This is a genomic window from Streptomyces sp. NBC_00667, from assembly GCF_036226825.1.
Taxonomy (GTDB): domain Bacteria; phylum Actinomycetota; class Actinomycetes; order Streptomycetales; family Streptomycetaceae; genus Streptomyces.
On sequence record NZ_CP109022.1, the window covers coordinates 581400 to 602704 of the forward strand.

The following is a 21305-nucleotide window of genomic DNA, read 5'->3' on the forward strand; positions in this document are numbered from 1 at the left end:
GGCACCGGAGCGCGTCCATTCGGGTGACGGTCCTGGCGGCCCCCGGTCAGGGGGCGCTGCCGGAGGCCGCCTCCTCCATCGCCCGCAGGACGAGCCGGAACTCCGCCCCGTCGAGCGCTTCGATGACCTGCCGGAGCTGTACGGCGCACCCCCCGACCAGGGAGGCCGCGACCTCCAGCACCGCGACTTCGCTCCTGGAGGCCCGGCGGGACCACCCCAGCGTGAGCATGAGGCGGCCGAGCGCGTCCCAGTCGACCGACCGGTGTCCCCCGGACCGCTTGACCAGGGGCCTGTCGGCGGCCGTTTCGAGCGTCCGGTCCTCCATGAGGCGCCGCAGCCAGAAGCCGTTGTCGTGGGCGCCCAGCAGACGGGTCGCGGCCCGGATGCCCTCGTCGTCCGTGTCCTGGAGCAGGCTCTCCGCGAGCTCCGCGCCGGTCATGCTCTCGGCCGTCACCGGCTCCTCCGATACTTCCGGGTCAAGGGCCGGGGCCGGCCCCCTGCCACTGTCCTCGACGCGGCCCCGGCCGGGCGCGCGTCCACGCCGTAGGTCCGCCCGCCCGGCCGATCCCCCGCCGGCCGTCCACGGCCGGGCCGGCTGAGGAACAGCCGGTGCGCGGCCGTGTCGAGCAGGTGGCGGGCCGCGGCGGTGCGTGAGGATGGGTCTCTCGCCGGCCGGTCTAGCCCCCGCGTCGACTGGCGCGGGTCTGGTGAGGCGTTTCCAGCTGGCGGGGCTCCATGGCGCCCGGGTCGCATTGCTCGGCAACCGACGGGCACCCGACGTCACAGGCAAGCAGCCAGCACCAGGAAACTCCGAGACAGGAAGAAGGACGGACGTGTCCGGCAGCGAAAGCGAGAACCCGGTAATCCCCTCCCCGACCCCCACGCCGACTCGACCCAGGTCGAACCGGGACTGGTGGCCGAATCAGCTGGACCTTCAAGTGCTCCACCAGCACTCGCCCCTGTCCAATCCGCTGGGCGCGGACTTCGACTACGCGGCGGAGTTCGCGACGCTCGACCTCGACGCGCTCAAGCAGGACGTCTTCGAGGTGATGACGACGTCGCAGGACTGGTGGCCCGCCGACTACGGCCACTACGGACCGCTCTTCATCCGGATGAGCTGGCACTCCGCGGGCACGTACCGCATCGCCGACGGGCGGGGCGGTGGCGGCGCCGGGGCCCAGCGCTTCGCCCCCCTCAACAGCTGGCCGGACAACGCGAGCCTCGACAAGGCCCGTCGTCTGCTCTGGCCCGTCAAGCAGAAGTACGGCCGGAAGATCTCGTGGGCCGACCTCCTGGTCTTCGCCGGCAACTGCGCAATGGAATCGATGGGGTTCAAGACGTTCGGGTTCGGCTTCGGGCGCGAGGACGTCTGGGAGCCCGAGGAGATCTTCTGGGGGCCGGAGGACACCTGGCTCGGGGACGAGCGCTACAGCGGCGACAGGGAACTCACCGGTCCCTTCGGTGCCGTGCAGATGGGGTTGATCTACGTCAATCCCGAGGGGCCCAACGGCAACCCCGACCCGATGGCCGCCGCCAGGGACATCCGCGAGACGTTCGGGCGCATGGCGATGAACGACGAGGAGACGGCCGCCCTCATCATCGGCGGCCACACCTTCGGCAAGTGCCACGGTGCGGTCGGCGCCGAGTACATCGGTCCCGAGCCCGAAGGCTGCCCCATCGAGCAGCAGGGCCTGGGCTGGAAGAACACCTACGGCAGCGGCAAGGGCGCCGACGCGCTCACGAGCGGGCTGGAGGGTGCCTGGACCGCCACGCCCACCAAGTGGGACAACGGGTATCTGGACAACCTCTTCGCGTACGACTGGGAGCTCACGACGAGCCCGGCCGGCGCCAAGCAGTGGACTCCCAAGGACCCGTCGGCGCAGGGCACGGTGCCCGATGCCCACGACCCGTCGAAGAGGCACGCCCCCATGATGCTGACGACGGACCTCGCGCTGAAGGTGGATCCGGTCTACGGGCCGATCGCCAAGCGCTTCCACGAGAACCCGGACCAGCTCGCGGATGCGTTCGCCAAGGCCTGGTACAAGCTGCTGCACCGCGACATGGGCCCCCTCTCGCGCTACCTCGGCCCGTGGATCCCCGAGCCGCAGCTGTGGCAGGACCCGGTCCCCCCGGTCGACCACGAGCTGGTCTCGGACGAGGACGTCACCGCCCTCAAGGGCAGGATCCTCGCCTCGGGTCTGTCCGTCCCCCAGCTGGTCACCACCGCCTGGGCGTCGGCGTCGAGCTTCCGCGGCACCGACAAGCGCGGCGGGGCCAACGGGGCACGGATCCGGCTCGCGCCGCAGAGGCAGTGGGAGGTCAACGACTCGCCCGAGGTGGCCGAGGTGTTGGAAACCCTCGAGCAGGTCCGGCAGGAGTTCAACGGGGCACAGGCCGGCGGGAAGAAGGTCTCGCTCGCCGACCTGATCGTCCTGGGCGGCTGCGCCGCCGTCGAACGAGCCGCGAAGGACGCCGGGTACGAGGTCACGGTGCCGTTCGCACCGGGGCGCACGGACGCCTCGCAGGAGCAGACGGACGTGGAGTCGTTCGCCGTGCTCGAACCGAAGGCGGACGCGTTCCGCAACTACCTGCGGGAGGGGGAGAAGCTGTCGCCGGAGACGCTCATGCTGGACCGAGCCAACCTGCTGACCCTGACCGCTCCCGAGATGACCGTCCTGATCGGCGGCATGCGGGTCCTGGACACCAACTTCGGGCAGTCCCAGCACGGGGTCCTCACCCACCGGCCGGGGAAGCTGACCAACGACTTCTTCGTCAACCTGCTCGACATGGGGACGGAGTGGAAGGCGTCGACGTCGACGGAGAACGTCTTCGAAGGCCGGGACGCCGCCACGGGCAAGACGACGTGGACCGCCACCGCCGTCGACCTCGTCTTCGGTGCACACTCCCAGCTCCGGGCCGCCTCGGAGGTCTACGCGTCCCAGGACGGGGGAGAGAAGTTCGTACGTGACTTCGTCGCCGCGTGGGACAAGGTGATGAACCTGGACCGGTTCGACCTCGCCTGAGCCCGGTCGTCCGGGCCGGCCTCCCGTCGGCCGGCCCGGACCACCGGTGGGGCCCCGGGTGCGCGGAACCCGGGCACAGCACGTCCTGGTTGTCGTCGCCGGGCCGGCCCACGCTGGAGGGGCAAGCCGGCCGCCCGTACCCCAGCGGTCCGGCACGACGAACGGATCTCCCATGACCTCCCCCGGTACCACCAGCGTTGCCGTGCTCGAACAGATCCGGCGCCAGTCGGCCGACCCGGCCCGGCGCATCCTGTTCACCGGCGCGACCATCGTCACCATGGACCCCGGCCTCGGTGTCCTCACCGGCGCCGACCTGCTCGTCGAGGGCGAGACGATCTCCGCGCTCGGCCCCGCTCTGCACCCCGACGGCGCAGTGGTCGTCGACGCGGCCGGCACGATCCTCACCCCGGGATTCGTCGACACCCACCGGCACGCCTGGCAGACCCAACTGCGCCGCATCATGCCGGACGTCGACGACCTCGGGGCATACGTGCGATCCACCCTGGCCGGCTACGCCCCCGTCTACCGGCCACAGGACATGTACGTCGGGACGCGGCTCGCCGCACTGACCGCCATCGACAGCGGTATCACCTGCATGCTCGACTTCTCCCACAACTCCCGTACGCCGGAGCACTCCGACGCCGCCGTCCAGGCCCTGGCCGACAGCGGCATCCGGGGCGTGCACGCCTCCATGGGCCCGCACTTCGGCGATTGGGACGAGCAGTGGCCCGGCGACCTCAGCCGGCTCAGGGACCGGTACTTCGCGGGCGGAGACCAGTTGCTGACGCTGCGACTGGCGGCCCTGGCGACCGAGGAGATCGCCGGGCCCGACTTCGCCTACGGCCCCGCCCTCGCCCGTACCGCGAAGGACCTGGGAGTCGGTGTCAGCATCGACGCCGTCTTCGGCGAGACCTCTTCCGAGGCCGTACTCGGCTGGGCCCGCAACGGCCTCCTCGGCCCGGACGTGACGCTCATCCACGCCACCGGCCTCACCCGGGAGGCGTGGAAGGCGATCGGCGACAGCGGCGCGACCGTCTCCCTGGCCCCGACCTCGGAGGCGCAGATCGGCCTGGAGACCGCGGTCCCGGCCGTCGACGAGGCGCTGGACGCCGGTGTGCGCCCGGGTCTGGGCATCGACGTCGAGGTGGCTCTGGCCGGCGACATGTTCACGCAGATGCGGGCCCTGCACGCCATCCAGCGGATGCGCGCGGTCAACGCCGTGTACGGCACCGGCCGGCAGCCCCGGCGCATCACCACCCGGGACGTCCTGGACTTCGCCACCCTCCAGGGTGCCCGCACCAACGGCCTGCACGGCGTGACGGGCTCCCTCACCCCGGGCCAGAAGGCCGACCTCCTGGTCCTGCGGGCCGAGGACCTCAACAACATGCCGCTCAACGACGCCGTCGGTACCGTCGTGCTGGGCTCCGACGCCCGCAACATCAGCGCCGTTCTCGTCAATGGCACGCCCCGCAAGTGGGACGGCCGGGTCCTCGACGTCGACCTGCCCGCGCTGCGCGACGAGGTCCACGCGTCGCGCGCGTACGTGCTCAACCCGCGGGAACGGGCCGCCGCTTAGCGTGGAGGCTGCCGAGCAGATCGAGCGATCGGGCGCTGGGGCTGTCCGGTTCGGCGTCGTAGACGACCAACTGCTGGCCCGGCGCTTCGCGGACGTCGAAGGTCTGGTAGGTCAGGGAGAGGCACCCTACGTCCTGGTGGAAGACCTCCTTGGCGTCACGGGTCTTCGCGTGGACGGCATGAGCGGACCAGAGTGCGGCGAACTCCTCGCTCGCCCCGGCCAGTGAGCGGACCAGGCCGTGCAGGCGCCGGTAGTCCGGGTCCAGGCCCGTGGCGTGGCGCAGGGACGCCACCACCGCCTCGGCCGCGCTGTCCCAGTGGACGAAGAACCCGCGTGCGGCCGGGTCGAGGAAGGTCATGCGGGCGAGGTTGTCCGTCTTCTCGAACGGGGTGAACAGCGCGTTGGCCATGGTGTTCGCCGCAAGGAAGTCGGTGGCCGGATTGAGGACGAACGCCGGGGTGGTGAAGCCGTCCAGGAGCCGGCGCAGCGCGACGCCCGCCCTTTCCGCGGGCTGCGGCCGGTCACCGTCCGGGGCCGTGCCGGCCAGCCGGTACAGGTGTGCGCGCGCCTCGTCGTCGATGCGCAGGGCGCCGCCGATCGCGTCGAGGATCTGCGGGGAGGGGCTGCGCTCGCGGCCCTGTTCCAGGCGGGCGTAGTAGTCGCTGTTCATGCCCGCCAGGACGGCGACCTCCTCCCGCCGCAGCCCTGGCACCCTGCGGGCCCCGTGGGAGGCGAGACCCACGTCGGCGGGTTGCAGGCGGGCGCGCCGGGCGCGCAGGAAATCGCCGAGATCGTTGCTGCTCACGTCGGCAGGCTAACGGCACAGGACGGAACTGCCCACTGTCACGGGGCAGTCGTCCGCCCGTCCGCCGCCGGTCGTCCCCCGCTGTCCGTCCTCCCGTCGGCCGCGCGCCCTGCGGGCCCCGGGCCGCGCTGCCGTCAGGGGCTCGTGAGGATGAGGCCGCCCGACCCGGGACCGGGGCCTCCTGCCCCCACCCCCTCTCCCGGCTCACCACTCCTCTCGGCACCCCCTCGGCACCAGGTGGGTCGGCGGTGGTGTACTAAGTCCTTCGTGAAGGAACAGACCCAGGCCTCGACCGTGCGCGTGTTCATAGCGCTCGCCCCGCCCGACGACGCGAAGGAAGAGCTCGCGCGCGAGCTGCGGCCCGCCTACGCGGCGTATCCCCGGATGCGGTGGAACCGCATCGAGGACTGGCACGTCACCCTGGCGTTCCTCGGCGAGCTTCCCGTCTCGGCAGTTCCGCTCCTGCGGCCGCCACTTGCGGAACTCGCCGCCGTGACCCCGCCCGTGGAGCTGGCGCTGCACGGCAGCGGGCACTTCGACGAGCGGGTGCTGTGGAGTGGGCTGAGGGGTGACCTCGAAGGGCTCCACCGGCTCACCGGCGAAGTCCGCCGAGTGGTCAGGCAGTGCGGCATCGCCTTCGAGGAGCGGCCGCTGCGCCCCCACCTGACCCTGGCCCGAGCCCGCCGCGACGACCCCCACAGCGTGGTGAAGGCCGCGGGCGAACTCGCCGCGTTCACCGGTCGACGGTGGCAGGCCGAACGCCTGCACCTCGTCGGCAGCAACATCGGCCGTGGTCCCGGACCCATCCACTACCGCGACATCGAGGCCTGGGACCTCCGCGGGCAGTGAGTCCCTCGACGGGGCCTGCGGCGGCCGCCTCCGCGCTCTGCGGGGAAGGCGCCGGACAGCTCGCTCTCGCCGGGCCCGTAGGACACCCGCTCGGGCCCGGCCGGCAGGCGCCCTAACTCTGCGGCAGGTCCTTGACGAACACGATGCCGTCGGTGTCCTCCAGGTGGGCCGGGTCGAGTGGGGCGTAGCCGAACCACGGGGAGACGCGCGGCGCGGGGGGTGCGTCACGCAGGACGCCGGCCAGCCGGCGGGCGTCGACGGCGTGGCGGTCCTCCGGGACGGCGTAGAGGCGCCCCTCGACGGTGTCCGGTTCCGGGGTGTCCACTCCCCGGTGCCGGATCGTGCCGACGGCCGTGGCCAGGAAGGCGTAGCCCTCGCCCAGGTGGGCGCCGGCGATGGCGCCGGCGCTCCACCACTCCAGCGGCAGGCCGCCCATCCGCATCGTGCTCTTGTTGCGCTGGAGGTGGCCGTTGTGGGCGTGGACCAGTGCCGGGCCCCGTTCGGCGATGGCGAGGAGGTTGTCGGCCATCATCCGGTCCCGCAGGGCAACCAGCCGCGCCATACGGCTCGGTGAGGTGTCGGCCATCCAGTAGTGGTAGCGCAGCAGGCCGGTGGCGGTGCGCCCGTACAGGCGCGCCCGGTCCCAGTCCTCCCGTGAAGTCGCCGTGATCAGGTACGGCGTCTGCGCGTCGAGCAGGGCCACCAGATCGTCGGCGTGCAGCCGCAGCTCCCTGGCCCCGGCCGACTGCCCCACGGACCGGGCCGGGTCCGTCATCGCGGCGGACTCGGTCCACCGGTCGTCGGAGCCGAGCAGGCGGTCGAGCGTCTGCGCGGTGCAGGGGAGCAGGTCCGGGTCCACCTGGGCCGAAAGGTAGCCGTGGAGCGCGGTGAGGGCCTGCCGGGGGCTCGCCGCCCCGGTCATCTCCAGCGGGCCGTCACAACCGGCGAAGCGGAGCCGCTCGGATGCGGGCCGGCCGTCGTTGTGGGCGCGCATCCAGCGCACGAGTGCGCGGTTGGCCGCGGACGCGCCGAAGCCGTGGCTGAACCCGCGTTCCATGACGTCGTCGAGGGAGCCCGCGCCGGAGGTGACGTAGTCGTCCACGACGAGGCCCCTCATGCAGTCGCTCTCGATCGCGATCGTCCGGTAGCCCTCGTGTTCGACGAGCTGCCGGAAGAGCGCGTTGCGCACGTCGAGCAGGGTGTCCTCGCCGTGGGTGGGCTCGCCCAGGGCGAGGAGCCGCGGCCTGACCGGGAGCAGCTTCATGACGGCCGCGGCGTCGAGGGGGTGAACGGTGTCTTTGATGTCCGTTGCCATGGGTTCAACGCTATCGTTGAACCTTCGGTTGAAACTTGGGCCCGATAGCCTGGGGCCCGTGGCGCGAAACCTTCAAAACGGCGGACATGGCGGCGGACGTAGCGGCGGGTACCTCCGGCCGATCGACCTGGCGCGGGAGCACGGTCTTTCCTCGCAGGCCGTGAGGAACTACGAGGAGGACGGCATCCTTCCGGCCGCCGGCCGCACGCCGCACGGCTACCGCACCTACACCCCGTTGCACGCGCTGGCCCTCGGGGCGTTCCTCGCCCTGGTGCCCGGTCACGGCCACCGGACGTCGGCGTCGATCATGCGGGCCGTGAACCAGGACGCGGCGGACGAGGCGTTCCGCCTGATCGACGAGAGCCACGCCCAATTGCTGGACGACCGGCGGACGCTCCGCGCCGTGGAGGGCGCCCTGTGCGATCTGGCGCCGGCTTCCGTGTCCGGGCGCTCGGCGGAGGCGAAGGCGTCGAGGGCCGGCGGCACGAGGGTGTGGGGATCCGGCGGCACGGGGGTGTGGGCGTCCGGAGGCACGTTCTCGGGAGGCACGTTCATCGGGCCGCTGGCGCAGGAGCTCGGCCTCCGGCCGGCGACGCTGCGCAAGTGGGAACGCGCCGGGCTGGTGCGGCCGCGCCGGGACCCGCTGACCGGGTACCGCGTCTACGACGAGGCCGACGTACGGGACGCCCGGCTGGCCCACCAGCTCAGGCGGGGCGGCTACCTGCTCGGCCAGATCGCACCGCTGATCGCCCAAGTGCGGTCGGCCGGTGGGCTGGAGCCGCTGGAGTCCGCGCTGTACGACTGGCACGGCCGGCTGTCCGCCCGTGGCCGGGCGATGCTGACCGGCGCCGCCGCACTGGAGGCGTACCTCCGCGAGCGCGGATGAGGCGGGCCTGCGGCGCCAGGACCGGATCGGGCCGCTCGCGGAGCCGGAGGGCCGCAGGCCTCCGGCTTCCGGTCGTCCGCGGCCCGCTCATGCCGGGGTGTCAGAGCGCTTGCGTCCCCTCGGCGTTGTCCTCGTCCTCCGCCGCCGCGAAACCCTCCAGAGCGTCCGTGAGCGTAGCGAGGGCCTCGTCCGCCAGGTCGCGCAGGAAGGCGGGGCACACCCAGGCGTCCAGGGGTTCGTCGTCGGCCGCCCCGTCATCGCCCTCGTCGTCGCCCCACCCGTGGTCCTCGGCCATCTCGGCCCGACCGCCGGGGCTGCGCAGCAGGTAGCCGACGCTGCCGGCGCAGTCCGGATCGTCGGTATCGGGATGCCCGCCCGGGGCGTGGTCGCACGGGCTGTCGCCCAGCAACCGCACGCCCTCCCCGATGCCCTTGATCATCGCTTCGAGCACGGAGCGGTCGGTGATCCGCCCCGACGCCGCGTACCAGCAGGTCGCGTGCATCGTCACGAGGTAGCCCGCCAGCACTCCGCGGGTCGGCCGGGAGGGCAGGAAGGTGGCCTCGTCCGCCAGCACGTCGCGGGGACTGTCGTAGGGGTAGTCGTTCACTATCCCCGAGAGGGTCTTGATGCGACTGTGGTGGTACGCGGGAGCTCCGGCGGGTATCCGCCGGACCGTGAACGGGGCGATCACGTCCAGGGCGAGTCGAGCCCATCCCGCCACGTTGCCCGGGCACAGGACCGGTCCGGTGCCGGTGGGACGTTCGCCGACCAGGCTGGTTCTGCCGGCCCACACCTCGTCCTCCAGCGAGTCCATCCGGGCCTCGTAAGGGTGGCTGTCGTGCGGGCAGGGCCGCTCACCCAGCACCTCGGCCGCTGCGCGCAACGCGCCCCGGGCCGCGCGCTCGGCGGCCGGCCCGGGGCGCCAGGCGAGGTAGCCCGTCATCGCCACCAGCCCGGCCACCCACAGGTGCGCCTGTTCCCCGCCCGGGTCGGCGATGAGCCTGCGGGCGCACTCCAGGACCAGGGGGTCCGCCTCGTCCGCCGGGGACGTGGCGCGGATGGGCCGCCAGGCGTCGGCCAGTTGCCCAGCCGTCAGGTTGGTGGTGTCGATCATGAACGGTACGACGGCCGGCGCCCCTGTCCGGTTCCCGCCCGCCACCCGCAACGGCCCGGGGCGGTCATCCGCCGCCCGTGCCCCGGGACCGGCGACGGGGCCGAGTGGCGCAGTTCGGCGTGCCGCGGGCGGGGCCGGCGGGCAGAGTGGGCGCGGAGGCGGAGGGTCGTACGGGCGCTGCCGCGGACCCGCGGAGCGGCGGCCAGGAACGGGAGAACGGGAGAACGGCGATGACATCGGACGCACCCATGCAGCTCGGGATGGTCGGACTCGGCCGGATGGGTGCCAACCTGGTGCGCCGGCTCGTGCGGGACGGCCACCGCTGCGTGGTCAACGACGTCAGCCCCGATGCCGTACGGGCGCTGGAGGCGGACGGCGCGACGCCGGCCTTCTCCCTGGAGGAGCTCGTCGAGCGGCTGGAGCGGCCCCGGGCCGTGTGGCTCATGGTGCCGGCGGGCGTGGTCCAGGAGACCCTGGACCGGCTGGTCGGGCTCCTCGACCCCGACGACACCGTCATCGACGGCGGCAACTCCTACTACCGGGACGACATCACCCGGGCCCGGGCCCTCGCCGAGCGCGGCGTCCACTACGTCGACTGCGGCACCTCGGGCGGTGTCTGGGGTCTGCAGCGCGGCTACTGCCTCATGATCGGCGGCGAGCGGGACCCCGTGGAACGGCTCGGCCCCCTCTTCCGCACCATCGCGCCCGGTACCGGCAGCGCCGAGCCCACCCCGGGCCGTACCCGTACCGACGGCACCGCCCCGCACGGCTACCTCCACTGCGGGCCGAGCGGCGCCGGCCACTTCGTGAAGATGGTCCACAACGGAGTGGAGTACGGGATGATGGCCGCCATCGCGGAGGGCCTCGCCATCATCGAGCACGCCGATGCCGGCCTGCGCACGCGTACCGCCGACGCCGAGACCGCCCCCCTGTCCGACCCCGAGGCCTACCGGTACGAGATCGACGTGGCCGAGGTCGCCGAGGTGTGGCGCCGCGGGTCGGTCGTCGGCTCGTGGCTCGTCGACCTCACCGCCGACGCCCTGGCCCGCTCCCCGCGGCTGGACGACTTCACGGGCCGGGTGTCCGACTCCGGGGAAGGGCGCTGGACCGTGCTCGCGGCCATCGAGGAGAGCGTGCCCGCCCCCGTCATCAGCGCGGCCCTCTACCAGCGCTACGAGTCCCGGGGGCTCGGTGAGTTCACCGCCAAGGTGCTGTCCGCCATGCGCAGCGAGTTCGGCGGGCACGCCGAGAAGCGCTCCGGCGCGGACGCGTGAGGAGGGCCGCCATGGACCCGGACCCGGCCGAGGACCGGCCCCAGCCGCGCCCCGCGAACCACGTGGTCGTGCTCTTCGGCGCGACGGGTGACCTGGCCAGGCGCAAACTGCTGCCCGGCTTGTTCCACCTCGCCAAGGCGGGGCTCCTGCCGCAGCGCTACCGCATCGTCGGCTCGGCGCCGGCGGCCGAAGCGCTGAGCGACGAGCAGTTCCGCGTCCACGCGCGCCAGGCCGTGGCGGAGTTCGGCCGCTCGCGCCCCGAGGGTCCCGCGTGGCAGGAGTTCGAGGCCGCACTGTCCTTCGGCGCGGCCGACCCGGACGCCCCCGAGCCGCTGGTGACGGCGGTCCACGAGGCCGAGCAGGCCGTCGGCGGCACTCCGCGGCGGCTGTTCCACCTCGCCGTCCCGCCCGTGGCGTTCACCTCCGTCGTCGGTCTGCTCGGGGCCTCGGGCCTGGCCCGGGACGCGCGCGTCATCGTCGAGAAGCCCTTCGGGACGGACCTCGCGTCCGCCCGCGCGCTCAACGGGGCCGTCCACGCCGTCTTCGACGAGTCCCGGGTGTTCCGCATCGACCACTTCCTCGGCAAGGAGGCGGTGGACAACATCCTTGCCCTCCGGTTCGCCAACGGTCTCTTCGAGCCGCTCTGGAACCGGGAGCACATCAGCCACGTGCAGATCGACGTGCCCGAGCAGATCGACATCCAGGGCCGCGCCCACTTCTTCGAGGGCACCGGCACCTTCCGCGACATGGTCGTCACGCACCTGTTCCAGCTGCTGGGCTTCGTGGCGATGGAGCCGCCGGTCTCGCTCGAAGCGCAGGCGCTGCGGGACGAGCAGGTCAAGGTCTTCCACAGCATGCGGCCCTTGGACCCCGCGCACGTCGTGCGCGGCCAGTACACCGGCTACCGCGCCGAGCCGGGCGTCGCTGCGGACTCGGACACCGAGACCTTCGTCGCGCTGCGCGTCGACATCGACAACTGGCGCTGGGCCGGCGTGCCCTTCCACCTGCGGTCGGGCAAGGCGCTGGCCGAGGGCCGGCACGTCGTCACCCTCGGCCTGCGCGAGCCCGTGCTGCGCATGTTCCCCCTGGACGCCCGGGAGGCGGCGGACGGCCGCGCCAACGAACTCGTCATCGACTTCGCCGACCCCGGCTCCCTGACCGCCCGGTTCCTCGTGAAGGAGCCCGGCCCCTCCATGCAACTCGCGGAGGCCGACATGGTCTTCGGCTACCGCAGCTCCTTCACCACGGAGAACTCCCTGGAGGCGTACGAGCACCTCATCCTCCAGGCCATGCTCGGCGACCAGTCCCTCTTCACCCGCTCCGACGGCATCGAACGCCTGTGGGAGGTCTCCGCCCCGCTGCTGGACGCACCGCCTCCCGTCGCCCCGTACGCCCCCGGATCCTGGGGGCCCGAGGCCATCGGGTCCCTCGTGGCCCCCTACCGGTGGCACCTGCCCGAACGGCGGTGAGACGGCGGTCGGGCTGCTCCGAACGCCACGCCACCTCAGCCGTACGGGGGACCGCGCTCCTCCTGCGGGCGCCGCAGTGCGCACCGGCCGCCGTCCCCTCCTAGCCTCGACGGCATGCTGGGACTCCCCGACCACGTCAGCGCCTGCCTGTTCGACCTCGACGGCGTCCTCACCCGGACCGCGAAGGTCCACGCGGCCGCCTGGAAAGAGATGTTCGACGACTACCTGCGTCAGCGGGCCGACCGCGAGGGCCCGGCCTTCGTGCCCTTCGACGCCGTGCACGACTACGACGAGTACGTGGACGGCCGTCCCCGCGAGGACGGCGTGCGCACCTTCCTCGCCTCCCGCGGCATCACACTGCCCGAGGGCACGAGCGGCGACGGCCCCGACCAGGAGACGGTGCACGGTCTGGGCACCCGCAAGAACGACCTCGTGCTCCGTGCGGTCCGCGAGCAGGGGGTGGAGTCCTACGAGGGTTCGGTGGCCTACGTGCGCGCCGTGCGCGACGCGGGGCTGCGGCGGGCCGTCGTCTCCTCCAGCGCCAACTGCCGGGACGTGCTGGTGGCGGCCGGCATCGAGGACCTCTTCGAAGACCGGGTCGACGGCCTCACGATCGCCGAGCAGGGATTGCGCGGCAAGCCCGCCCCCGACAGCTACCTGGCGGCCGCGCGCCTCTTCGGTACGGACCCGCGCGATGCCGCGGTGTTCGAGGACGCGCTGGCCGGGGTGGCCGCCGGCAAGGCGGGCGGCTTCGGTTTCGTCGTCGGCGTCGACCGCACCGGCCAGGCAGCCGAACTGCGCGCGCACGGGGCCGACGTCGTGGTCACCGACCTCGCCGAGCTGCTGGACCGCTGATGATCACTCATGAGAACTTCGCGACCGAGCCCTGGCAGCTGAGGGAGACCGCCCTCGACCTCGACGTCCTCGCGCAGAGCGAATCCGTGTTCGCCCTCTCCAACGGCCTCCTCGGCTGGCGCGGAAACCTGGACGAGGGCGAGCCGCACGGCCTGCCGGGCTGCTACCTCAACGGCGTGTACGAGACCCACCCGTTGCCCTACGCCGAGGCCGGGTACGGGTATCCGGAGTCGGGGCAGACGACCATCAACGTCACCGACGGCAAGATCATCCGGCTGCTCGTCGACGACCACCCCTTCGATCTGCGCTACGGGGAACTGGTCTCGCACGAACGCGTCCTGGACTACCGCAGCGGCGTCCTGAGCCGGTCCGTGGAGTGGACCACGCCCTCCGGGCGAACGGTGCGCCTGACCTCCCACCGCATCGTCTCCCTCGCACAGCGGGCCGTCGCGGCGATCTCGTACACCGTCGAGGCCGTCAACGGCCCGGCCACCATCGCCGTGCAGTCCGAGCTCGTCGCCAACGAGCAGCTGCCCACCGCCTCCGGCGACCCCCGCATGGCCGCCGCCATCGAGTCCCCGCTGCTGCCCGAGGAGCACTACGCGCACGGCACCCGGCTGCGCCTCGTCCACTGCACGGCCACCAGCGGGCAGCGCGTCGCGGTGGCGGCCGACCACATCGTGGAAGGCCCCGCCGGCACCGCGTGGGCCGCGGAGAGCGAACCGGACGTCGCCCGCCTGACCGTCACCGCCACCCTGGAACCCGGGCAACGGCTCGGGCTCGTCAAGTTCGTGACCTACGGCTGGTCGGCGCAGCGGTCCCTGCCCGCCGTGCGGGACCAGGTGGAGGGCGGGCTGGCGGGGGCGCGGACCACCGGCTGGCAGGGACTGCTCGACGCACAGCGGGCCTGCCTGGACGAGTTCTGGGACTGTGCCGACGTGGAGGTGGAGGGCGACGAAGAGGTCCAGCAGGCCGTCCGGTTCGCCCTCTTCCACCTCTACCAGGCCGCCGCGCGCAACGAACGCCGCGCCATCCCGGCCAAGGGCCTCACGGGCACCGGCTACGACGGCCACGCCTTCTGGGACACCGAGTCCTTCGTCCTGCCCGTGCTCACGCACACCGCGCCGTACACCGTCGCCTCCGCCCTCGCGTGGCGGCACTCCACCCTCCCCCGCGCCCTCGAACGCGCCGGCCAGCTCGGACTCGGCGGGGCCGCCTTCCCCTGGCGCACGATCAACGGCGCCGAATGCTCCGGCTACTGGCCCGCCGGGACCGTCGCCTTCCACGTCAACGCCGACATCGCCGCGGCCGTCGAGCGGTACGTGTTCGCCACCGAGGACCGGGATTTCTACCGCGGCCCCGGACTCGACCTGCTGGTGCACACCGCACGGCTCTGGCGCTCGCTCGGCCACTTCGACTCCGACGGCGTCTTCCACATCGACGGGGTCACCGGCCCCGACGAGTACAGCGCCGTCGCCCGGGACAACCTCTACACCAACGCCATGGCCCGGCGGAACCTGCTCGCCGCGGCCGACGCCGTCGCGCGCCACCCGGACCGGGCACCGGACCTCGGCGTCGACGCCGAGGAGATCGCGGACTGGCGCAACACGGCCGCGCAGATGGCCATCCCCTACAACCAGCGGCTCCAGGTGCACGAGCAGGCCGACGGCTTCACCGACCAGGAACCCTGGGACTTCGACCGCACCTCCGAGGACCAGTACCCGCTGCTGCTGCACTTCCCGTACTTCGACCTGTACCGCAAGCAGGTCGTCAAGCAGGCGGACCTGGTCCTGGCCATGTTCACGTGCCCGGACGAGTTCACCGCGGAGGAGAAGGTCCGCAACTTCGCGTACTACGAGCCGCTGACGGTCCGGGACTCCTCCCTCTCCGCCTGCTGCCAGGCCGTCCTCGCCGCCGAGACCGGCCACCTGCGCCTCGCCTGGGCGTACACCCGCGAGGCGGCGCTGATGGACCTGGACGACCTCGAACACAACACGCGCGACGGCCTCCACATGGCTTCGCTCGCCGGCACCTGGATCGCCCTGGTACAGGGCCTCGGCGGATTGCGCCGCACCCGTCCGGCCCCCGCCGCGCGCCTTCGGGACCAGCAGACCGGGAGTCCACAAGCCGAGGAACCGCAGGCGCCCGTGCGCTTCGCCCCGCGCCTGCCGACCTCGCTGACCCGGCTGGCCTTCAACGTCCGCGTCAGGGAGCGCCGGATCCGCGTCGACATCGGCCAGGCGACGGCCCGCTACACGCTCCTGTCCGGCGGGCCCCTCACCGTGATGCACCACGGCACCCCGGTCGGGCTGACCACGGGCGCGCCCGCGGACCTTCCCGTTCCCCCGGCGCCCGACTCCCCCGAACCCCGCCAGCCCAAGGGCCGCACCCCCGGGGCCTGAGGCGCGGCAGGGACCGGAGGGCTGGTGCGCGCTTCAGGGAAGGCGGGCGGGGTCGACGCCGGTCAGGTCACGGCTCGCCTCCCACAGTCCTGCCGCGGCGGAGGTGTCGGCGAGGTGGGTCCACACCGGCTCGCGCCGGGGCCGGCCGCGCAGGCCGAACACGCGGGGGCCCCACAGCTGTCCGCCGCGCACGTCCGGGTCGAGCACCGCCCGGACGGCGGACCAGGCGCCGGCGTCCTTGCCCTGGACGAGGAGGCCGGCCGGCGCCCCGCGCAGCCGTGCGCCGGGGGTCCGCACGTGGACGGGCGGCCGTGACGGGGTCAGGGAGTCCAGCGCGCCGCCGGGGTGGACCACGACGCTCGCCACCCGGCTCCCGACGGCGCGCAGGCGGCGGTCGAGTTCGAGGCCGAAGTACATCTGTGCCAGCTTGGAGCGTCCGTAGGTGCGTTTGGGCTGGTAGTCCTTCCGGGACTGCAGGTCGTCCAGGTCGAGCCGCTCGGTCTTCGCCGCGAAGCTGCCCACCGTCACGACGCGGGCCGCGGGTGCGGCCGACAGCAGGGGCATCAGCCAGTGCGTCAGCGCGAAGTGCCCGAGGTGGTTCGTGGCGAACATGAGCTCGTGCCCCCCAGCGGTCTGTCTGCGCGGCGGGTCGTCGAGCGCGACACCGGCGTTGTGGACCACCGCGTCGAGGCGTTCGGCGCCCAGTGCTTCCACCGCTGTCCGCAGCGACGGGAGGTCGGCGAGGTCGAGCCGTACGGTCCGCACCCGCGCGCCGGGGACCCGCGCGCGGATCGAGGCCGTGGCGGCCTCCGCCTTCGCCGGGTTCCGGCTGCCCAGCACGACGGTGGCTCCGCCGGCGGACAGCTGCTCCGCGATGAAGTACCCGATGCCGGCGTTGCCGCCCGTGACCAGGAAGACCTTGCCGTGGGCGGGCGGTGGGCGATGGACGTCCCAGGGCTGGGTGGAGGACGTGGACGACACGGCGGGACTCCCTCGCGGTTGTGCGGCTGCCCCGCGGGCAGCTCTCCCGTCCACGGTTCCAGACGCCACCGACACGCCGCCGACGGGTCACCGACGCCTCACCGACGGTCCGTCGTGCCCGTCGGCATCGTCGCGCGCGGGGGCCACGCCGTGGGGTCCAGGAGACCCAGGACGTAGGCGCGGGCGATCAGGGCGGGGCGGTTGGGTACGTCGAGCCGTCTGCACAGGCGGGTCAGGTGGTAGTTGACGCCGTCGACGGTGAGGCCCACCTTGCGGGCGATGGCCGATCCCGACGCCCCCGCCGCGGCGAGCGGCAGGATGCGTGCCTCCTGTGCGCTCAGGCCGTTGGCCGCGTCCTGCGGCGACCGCTCGGGCCGGGCTCCGCCGGGCTCCTCGGTCAGTGAGACCAACAGGCGGGGGACGTCGTCCTGGGGGTCGGAGACCGGTTCGACGGTGACCCGGCCGTGGCGGGCGGTTCCCCGGGCCTGCCAGCTCACCTCGACCGGGTAGCGGGACCTGCGGCGCGAGCGCAGGGCCTCGTCCAGTCTGCGCAGCTGCCGGTCGTTGGTCGGAGTGAGGATGTCGAGGAGCCGGCGGCCTTCCAGTTTTCCCGGCTGGAGCTGCCATGCGGAGGCGAACGCGGGGTTCGCGCCGAGGATCAGACCGTAGGCGTCGCTGATGGCCAAGGCCACGGGTGCCCGGTCGAACAGGCTGACGAACCGTGACCGCCAGGCCGCGGCCGCCTCGCTCAACACCTGTGGTGACGGCTGCGTCACGCACTCTCCCTCTGTCACGGCCAACTGCCCCCGATCAAGGCCCGGCACGGAAAACACCACTACAAGAATAGGTAGTTCTCGTGCGGGTCCGCCCCGGCGGCCGCGTCACCGTGGACACGAGACGGCACCCGGCCAGTGGGCGGGTGCACAGGTCCAGGCAATGACGTGACCAGAAGAGGCAGACGCCATGAGTGAACCGCACACCACCGGCACCGGACCCCTTGACGACGCCGCTCCGCACGCTCCGCACCTGCCGGTCGTCGACGTGAGCGAATCGGGGATGACGAGCACCCCGCTGCAGAGCGCCATGGGCCACGCGCGCCGGCTCGGGCCGGTCTTCGTCCAGCGCTTCCACGACCGGGAGACCGTGTTCGTGAGCGCGGCGGCGCTGGTGGAGGAACTCTCCGACGAGCAGCGCTTCGTCAAGGGCATCGGCCCGGCGCTGGAGAACGTGCGCGAGGTCGCCGCCGACGGGCTGTTCACCGCGTACAACGACGAGCCCAACTGGGCCAAGGCGCACGACATCCTGCTCCCGGCCTTCGCCCTCACCTCGATGCGCACCTACCACCCGCACATGCTGCGGGTGGCCAGGCGGCTCATCGGCTCCTGGGACGCGCGGTTCGCCGGGGACGCCGCCGTGTCGGCCCCGGTCGACGTCGCCGAGGACATGACCCGCATGACCCTGGACACCATCGGCCTGTCCGGGTTCGGCTACGACTTCGCGTCCTTCGAGCGTGAGCAGGCGCACCCGTTCGTCCAGGCGCTCGTCCGGGCCCTCGCCCACAGCCAGGCCAGACTCGGCCGGGTGCCCGGCGCGGACCACACGGCCGAGGACGAGGCGTTCGCGGCGGACGCCGCCTACCTGGCCCGGGTCGTGGACGAGGTGATCGAGCAGCGCAAGGCCTCGGGGGACACTTCGACCGACGATCTTCTGGGCCTGATGCTGGGCTCCCCCCATCCCCGGTCCGGCGAGGTGCTCGACGGGGCGAACATCAGGAACCAGGTGATCACCTTCCTGATCGCGGGCCACGAGACCACATCGGGCGCGCTCTCGTTCGCGCTGTACTACCTGCTGAAGAACCCGGCGGTGCTGCACCTGGCCCAGGCGGAGACGGACGCGTTGTGGGGCGACGACCCGGACCCGGAGCCCTCCTTCGAGGACGTCGGCAGACTGCGCTACGTACGCCAGGTGCTGGGCGAGGCACTGCGGCTGTGGCCGACCGCCGCCGCGTTCGCACGCGAGGCGCGCGCCGACACCGTGATCGGGGGCCGCTACCCGGTGAAGGCGGGGCAGCGGATGCTGGTGCTGACGCCGATGCTGCACCGCGACCCGTTGTGGGGCGACAACGTGGAGGAGTTCGACCCGGACCGGTTCGCCCCCGAGGCCGAGGCGGCCCGTTCCCCGCACGCGTACAAGCCGTTCGGGACCGGGGAACGCGCCTGTATCGGACGGCAGTTCGCCCTCCACGAGGCGACGATGCTGCTGGGCATGCTCGTGCACCGCTACCGGCTCGTCGACCACGCGCGCTACGAGCTGCGCATCAAGGAGACGCTCACGCTCAAGCCCGAGGGGTTCACGATGGCGTTGGGCCGGCGCACCCCGGCCGACCGCGCCCGCAACCGTGCGGCCCTCGGGGCGGTCATGGCGGCCGGCCGGCGGGAGGACACGCAGACCCCGGCAGCGGGCGCGTCCCCCACCCGGGCCGTTCCCGGTACGAGGCTGACGCTGCTGCACGGGTCCAACTTCGGCACCTGCCGCTCGTACGCGCAGGACCTGGCCGCGATGGCCGGGGAGCTGGGCTTCGAGACCCGTGTCGCGCCGCTCGACGACCACCGTGACGGCGGGCTGCCCACGGACGGGCCGCTGGTCGTCGTCGCCGCGTCGTACAACGGACAGCCCACCGACGACGCTGCGGGATTCGTCTCCTGGCTGGCGCAGGCGGCCCCCGGTGCCGCCGAGGGCGTGCGGTACGCCGTCCTGGGCGTCGGGGACCGCAACTGGGCCGCCACCTACCAGCAGGTGCCCACGCTCATCGACGGCCGCCTCGCCTCGGCGGGAGCGGCGCGGCTGATGGACCGTGGCGAGGCGGACGCCTCCGGGGACCTCGCGGGGGCGGTGCGCGGCTTCACCGCCGCCCTGCGCCGTACGCTGCTGGAGTGCTACGGCGACCCGGCGTCCGTGGCCCCCTCCCGGTCGCAGGAGTCGCACGTCCCGGTGTACGAGGTCGCCGAGATCACGGGTGAGCCGCTCGACGCGCTGGCCCGGCGGCACGATCTGCGGCCGATGACGGTGACGCACACCGGGGACCTCGCCGACCTCGGCCACCCGGCCGGCAGGTCGAAGCGTTTCCTGCGCCTCAGGCTTCCCGAAGGGGTCGGCTACCGTACCGCCGACCACCTCGCCGTCCTCCCGGCCAACGACCCGGCCCAGGTGGAGCGGGCCGCCAGGATCCTGGGAGCCGACCTGGACACGGTGCTGGACATCCGGACCCGCCGCCCCGGCCGGACCACCCTTCCGGTCGACCGGCCCCTCGCCGTGCGGGAACTGCTCACCCGGTACGTGGAGCTCCAGACCCCGGTGACGGCCGAGCAGGCGGCCGTCCTCGCGGCGCACAACCCGTGCCCGCCGGAGAAGGCGGCACTGGAACGGCTCGCGGCAGGGACGGCCGGCGACGGAGCATGCCCGGGCAGCCTCGTGGACCTGATCGAGGAGCACCCGGCGCTCCAGGGCCGCCTGCCGTGGCCCGTGCTCCTGGAGCTGCTGGAGCCCATGCGGCCCCGCCACTACTCCATCTCCTCGTCCCCTTCGGCCGGTCCGGGGCGGGCCGACCTGATGATCTCGCTCCTGGAAGCGCCCCACCGCTCGGGCCGGGGCGGCGTGTTCCGCGGAGTGGGCTCTTCGTACCTGCACCGGGTGCGTCCCGGCGACACGGTCCTCGCCCGGGTACAGCCGTGCCGGGAGGCCTTCCGCATCCCGCACGACGAGCGGACGCCGGTCATCATGATCGGCGCGGGTACCGGCCTCGCGCCGTTCCGCGGGGCGATCGCCGACCGCCGCGCGCTGCGTGCGTCGGGAGCCGAACTGGCGCCCGCGCTGTGCTACTTCGGCTGTGACCACCCGGATGTGGACTATCTCCACCGGGCGGAGCTGGAGGACGCCGACCGCGAGGGGGCGGTGTCGATGCGCCCCGCCTTCTCGCTGGCGCCCGAGGGCCGGGTCCGTTTCGTGCAGCACCGGATCGAGGCGGAGGGCGAGGAGGTCTGGCGGCTGACGGAAGCGGGCGCCCGCATCCACGTGTGCGGAGACGGCTCCCGCATGGCCCCGGGCGTCCGCGAGGCGTTCCGCCGGCTGTACGTCCGGTTCAGCGGGAAGGACGAGTCGACGGCTGCGGAATGGCTCCGGGGGCTGATCGCGGACGGCCGCTACGTGGAGGACGTCTACGTGGGCGGCTGACGGCGGCGCCCACCGGCGGCGGCGCGGTTCGATGCGGCGCCGCCGCAACGCCGTTCCCGCACGCGCTCAGCGCTCAGGGGTGGGTGACGGCCTGCTCCAGCAGTCCGTGGAGAACCCGCTGCTCCTGCGGGGTGAGGCCGGACAGCGGACTGTCCACGGCGAGGAGGTCGAGGAGGCGCCGGCGCAGTGCGGCGCCTTCTGCGGTGAGGACGAGGTGCTTGGCACGCCGGTCGGTGGGGTGCGGGTGGCGCTCGACCAGGTTCTGCTTCTCCAGCTTGTCGACGACGAACGTGGTGTTGGAGGGCTCGCAGCTCATCCGTTCGGCGAGCTCCCGCATGGTCATCGGCCCGCTCATCTCGCGCAGCGCGGTCGCCTGGGGCGCGGTGAGGCCCAGGGTGGCCGCGCGCTCCCGTACGTGCTCGCCGATCCGCTGCGCCAGCCCGTTCACCAGACCGCACAGCTGGCGCTCGGCGATGGCCTGGGAGTCGGGGGGCGTCGTCATGCCTCCACCCTAGCAAGTCCATCA

At 73.0% G+C, this 21305-nt stretch carries 16 protein-coding genes; 9 read left to right on the plus strand and 7 right to left on the minus strand.

Features of this window, described 5'->3' with window-relative positions; genetic code table 11:
* Positions 1 to 46 precede the first annotated feature (46 nt).
* On the minus strand, positions 47 to 454 hold the full coding sequence (locus tag OHA81_RS02875) for a hypothetical protein (protein ID WP_329192419.1): 408 nt from the start codon (positions 452 to 454) through the stop codon (positions 47 to 49).
* A 379-nt stretch (positions 455 to 833) separates the two neighbouring features.
* On the opposite strand from OHA81_RS02875, the gene katG reads away from it, so the two are divergent.
* On the plus strand, positions 834 to 3023 hold the full coding sequence (gene katG, locus OHA81_RS02880; protein WP_329192421.1) for a catalase/peroxidase HPI: 2190 nt from the start codon (positions 834 to 836) through the stop codon (positions 3021 to 3023).
* A 172-nt stretch (positions 3024 to 3195) separates the two neighbouring features.
* Positions 3196 to 4599: an amidohydrolase family protein gene (locus OHA81_RS02885; protein WP_329192423.1), complete on the plus strand. Its 1404-nt coding sequence runs from the start codon at positions 3196 to 3198 to the stop codon at positions 4597 to 4599.
* On the opposite strand, the gene OHA81_RS02890 is transcribed toward OHA81_RS02885, so the two are convergent.
* Entirely contained in the window at positions 4571 to 5404 is an 834-nt protein-coding gene (locus OHA81_RS02890; RefSeq protein ID WP_329192426.1) for a helix-turn-helix transcriptional regulator, read from the minus strand. The genes OHA81_RS02885 and OHA81_RS02890 overlap by 29 nt on opposite strands.
* Before the next feature lie 267 nt (positions 5405 to 5671).
* Here OHA81_RS02890 and thpR point away from each other — a divergent pair, with 267 nt between their 5' ends.
* The gene (gene thpR / locus OHA81_RS02895; RefSeq protein WP_329192428.1) at positions 5672 to 6253 is read left to right on the plus strand and encodes an RNA 2',3'-cyclic phosphodiesterase; all 582 of its coding nucleotides are present in this window, start codon (positions 5672 to 5674) and stop codon (positions 6251 to 6253) included.
* A 112-nt stretch (positions 6254 to 6365) separates the two neighbouring features.
* Here the strand turns inward: thpR and OHA81_RS02900 are convergent, their stop codons facing one another.
* Positions 6366 to 7568, minus strand: a complete 1203-nt coding sequence (locus OHA81_RS02900) for an erythromycin esterase family protein (RefSeq protein ID WP_329192429.1) — start codon at positions 7566 to 7568, stop codon at positions 6366 to 6368.
* Positions 7569 to 7626: 58 nt separating this feature from the next.
* Between OHA81_RS02900 and OHA81_RS02905 the strand changes: the two genes are divergently transcribed.
* Positions 7627 to 8454, plus strand: a complete 828-nt coding sequence (locus OHA81_RS02905) for a TioE family transcriptional regulator (protein ID WP_329192430.1) — start codon at positions 7627 to 7629, stop codon at positions 8452 to 8454.
* Between the two features lie 100 nt (positions 8455 to 8554).
* On the opposite strand, the gene OHA81_RS02910 is transcribed toward OHA81_RS02905, so the two are convergent.
* Positions 8555 to 9568: a hypothetical protein gene (locus tag OHA81_RS02910; RefSeq protein WP_329192432.1), complete on the minus strand. Its 1014-nt coding sequence runs from the start codon at positions 9566 to 9568 to the stop codon at positions 8555 to 8557.
* Between the two features lie 230 nt (positions 9569 to 9798).
* On the opposite strand from OHA81_RS02910, the gene gnd reads away from it, so the two are divergent.
* The 4 genes from gnd (at position 9799) to OHA81_RS02930 (ending at position 15568) form a co-directional block, all read left to right on the plus strand.
* Entirely contained in the window at positions 9799 to 10842 is a 1044-nt protein-coding gene (gene gnd, locus OHA81_RS02915) for a phosphogluconate dehydrogenase (NAD(+)-dependent, decarboxylating) (RefSeq protein ID WP_443056412.1), read from the plus strand.
* A gap of 11 nt (positions 10843 to 10853) precedes the next feature.
* Positions 10854 to 12311: a glucose-6-phosphate dehydrogenase gene (gene zwf, locus OHA81_RS02920; RefSeq protein WP_329192434.1), complete on the plus strand. Its 1458-nt coding sequence runs from the start codon at positions 10854 to 10856 to the stop codon at positions 12309 to 12311.
* Between the two features lie 114 nt (positions 12312 to 12425).
* The gene (locus OHA81_RS02925; protein ID WP_329192435.1) at positions 12426 to 13166 is read left to right on the plus strand and encodes a beta-phosphoglucomutase family hydrolase; all 741 of its coding nucleotides are present in this window, start codon (positions 12426 to 12428) and stop codon (positions 13164 to 13166) included.
* A complete protein-coding gene (locus OHA81_RS02930; RefSeq protein ID WP_329192437.1) occupies positions 13166 to 15568 on the plus strand; it encodes a glycoside hydrolase family 65 protein in 2403 nt (800 codons plus the stop codon). The genes OHA81_RS02925 and OHA81_RS02930 overlap by 1 nt, the downstream gene beginning before the upstream one ends.
* Positions 15569 to 15601: 33 nt before the next feature.
* On the opposite strand, the gene OHA81_RS02935 is transcribed toward OHA81_RS02930, so the two are convergent.
* Positions 15602 to 16549: an SDR family NAD(P)-dependent oxidoreductase gene (locus OHA81_RS02935; protein WP_329192439.1), complete on the minus strand. Its 948-nt coding sequence runs from the start codon at positions 16547 to 16549 to the stop codon at positions 15602 to 15604.
* A gap of 98 nt (positions 16550 to 16647) precedes the next feature.
* A complete protein-coding gene (locus tag OHA81_RS02940; protein ID WP_329192442.1) occupies positions 16648 to 17325 on the minus strand; it encodes a PAS domain-containing protein in 678 nt (225 codons plus the stop codon).
* Between the two features lie 187 nt (positions 17326 to 17512).
* Between OHA81_RS02940 and OHA81_RS02945 the strand changes: the two genes are divergently transcribed.
* Positions 17513 to 20779: a bifunctional cytochrome P450/NADPH--P450 reductase gene (locus OHA81_RS02945; protein WP_329192444.1), complete on the plus strand. Its 3267-nt coding sequence runs from the start codon at positions 17513 to 17515 to the stop codon at positions 20777 to 20779.
* Between the two features lie 73 nt (positions 20780 to 20852).
* Here the strand turns inward: OHA81_RS02945 and OHA81_RS02950 are convergent, their stop codons facing one another.
* The gene (locus OHA81_RS02950) at positions 20853 to 21281 is read right to left on the minus strand and encodes a MarR family winged helix-turn-helix transcriptional regulator (protein ID WP_329192446.1); all 429 of its coding nucleotides are present in this window, start codon (positions 21279 to 21281) and stop codon (positions 20853 to 20855) included.
* Positions 21282 to 21305: the final 24 nt, after the last annotated feature.

What these genes read in the sequence shown, in the direction of transcription:
- OHA81_RS02885 (WP_329192423.1), top strand. Translation starts at nt 3,196, where the DNA reads ATGACCTCCCCCGGTACCACCAGCGTTGCCGTGCTCGAACAGATCCGG.
- OHA81_RS02900 (WP_329192429.1), bottom strand. Translation starts at nt 7,568, where the DNA reads ATGGCAACGGACATCAAAGACACCGTTCACCCCCTCGACGCCGCGGCC.
- OHA81_RS02910 (WP_329192432.1), bottom strand. Translation starts at nt 9,568, where the DNA reads ATGATCGACACCACCAACCTGACGGCTGGGCAACTGGCCGACGCCTGG.
- gnd (WP_443056412.1), top strand. Translation starts at nt 9,799, where the DNA reads ATGACATCGGACGCACCCATGCAGCTCGGGATGGTCGGACTCGGCCGG.
- zwf (WP_329192434.1), top strand. Translation starts at nt 10,854, where the DNA reads ATGGACCCGGACCCGGCCGAGGACCGGCCCCAGCCGCGCCCCGCGAAC.
- OHA81_RS02925 (WP_329192435.1), top strand. Translation starts at nt 12,426, where the DNA reads ATGCTGGGACTCCCCGACCACGTCAGCGCCTGCCTGTTCGACCTCGAC.
- OHA81_RS02930 (WP_329192437.1), top strand. Translation starts at nt 13,166, where the DNA reads ATGATCACTCATGAGAACTTCGCGACCGAGCCCTGGCAGCTGAGGGAG.
- OHA81_RS02945 (WP_329192444.1), top strand. Translation starts at nt 17,513, where the DNA reads ATGAGTGAACCGCACACCACCGGCACCGGACCCCTTGACGACGCCGCT.
- OHA81_RS02950 (WP_329192446.1), bottom strand. Translation starts at nt 21,281, where the DNA reads ATGACGACGCCCCCCGACTCCCAGGCCATCGCCGAGCGCCAGCTGTGC.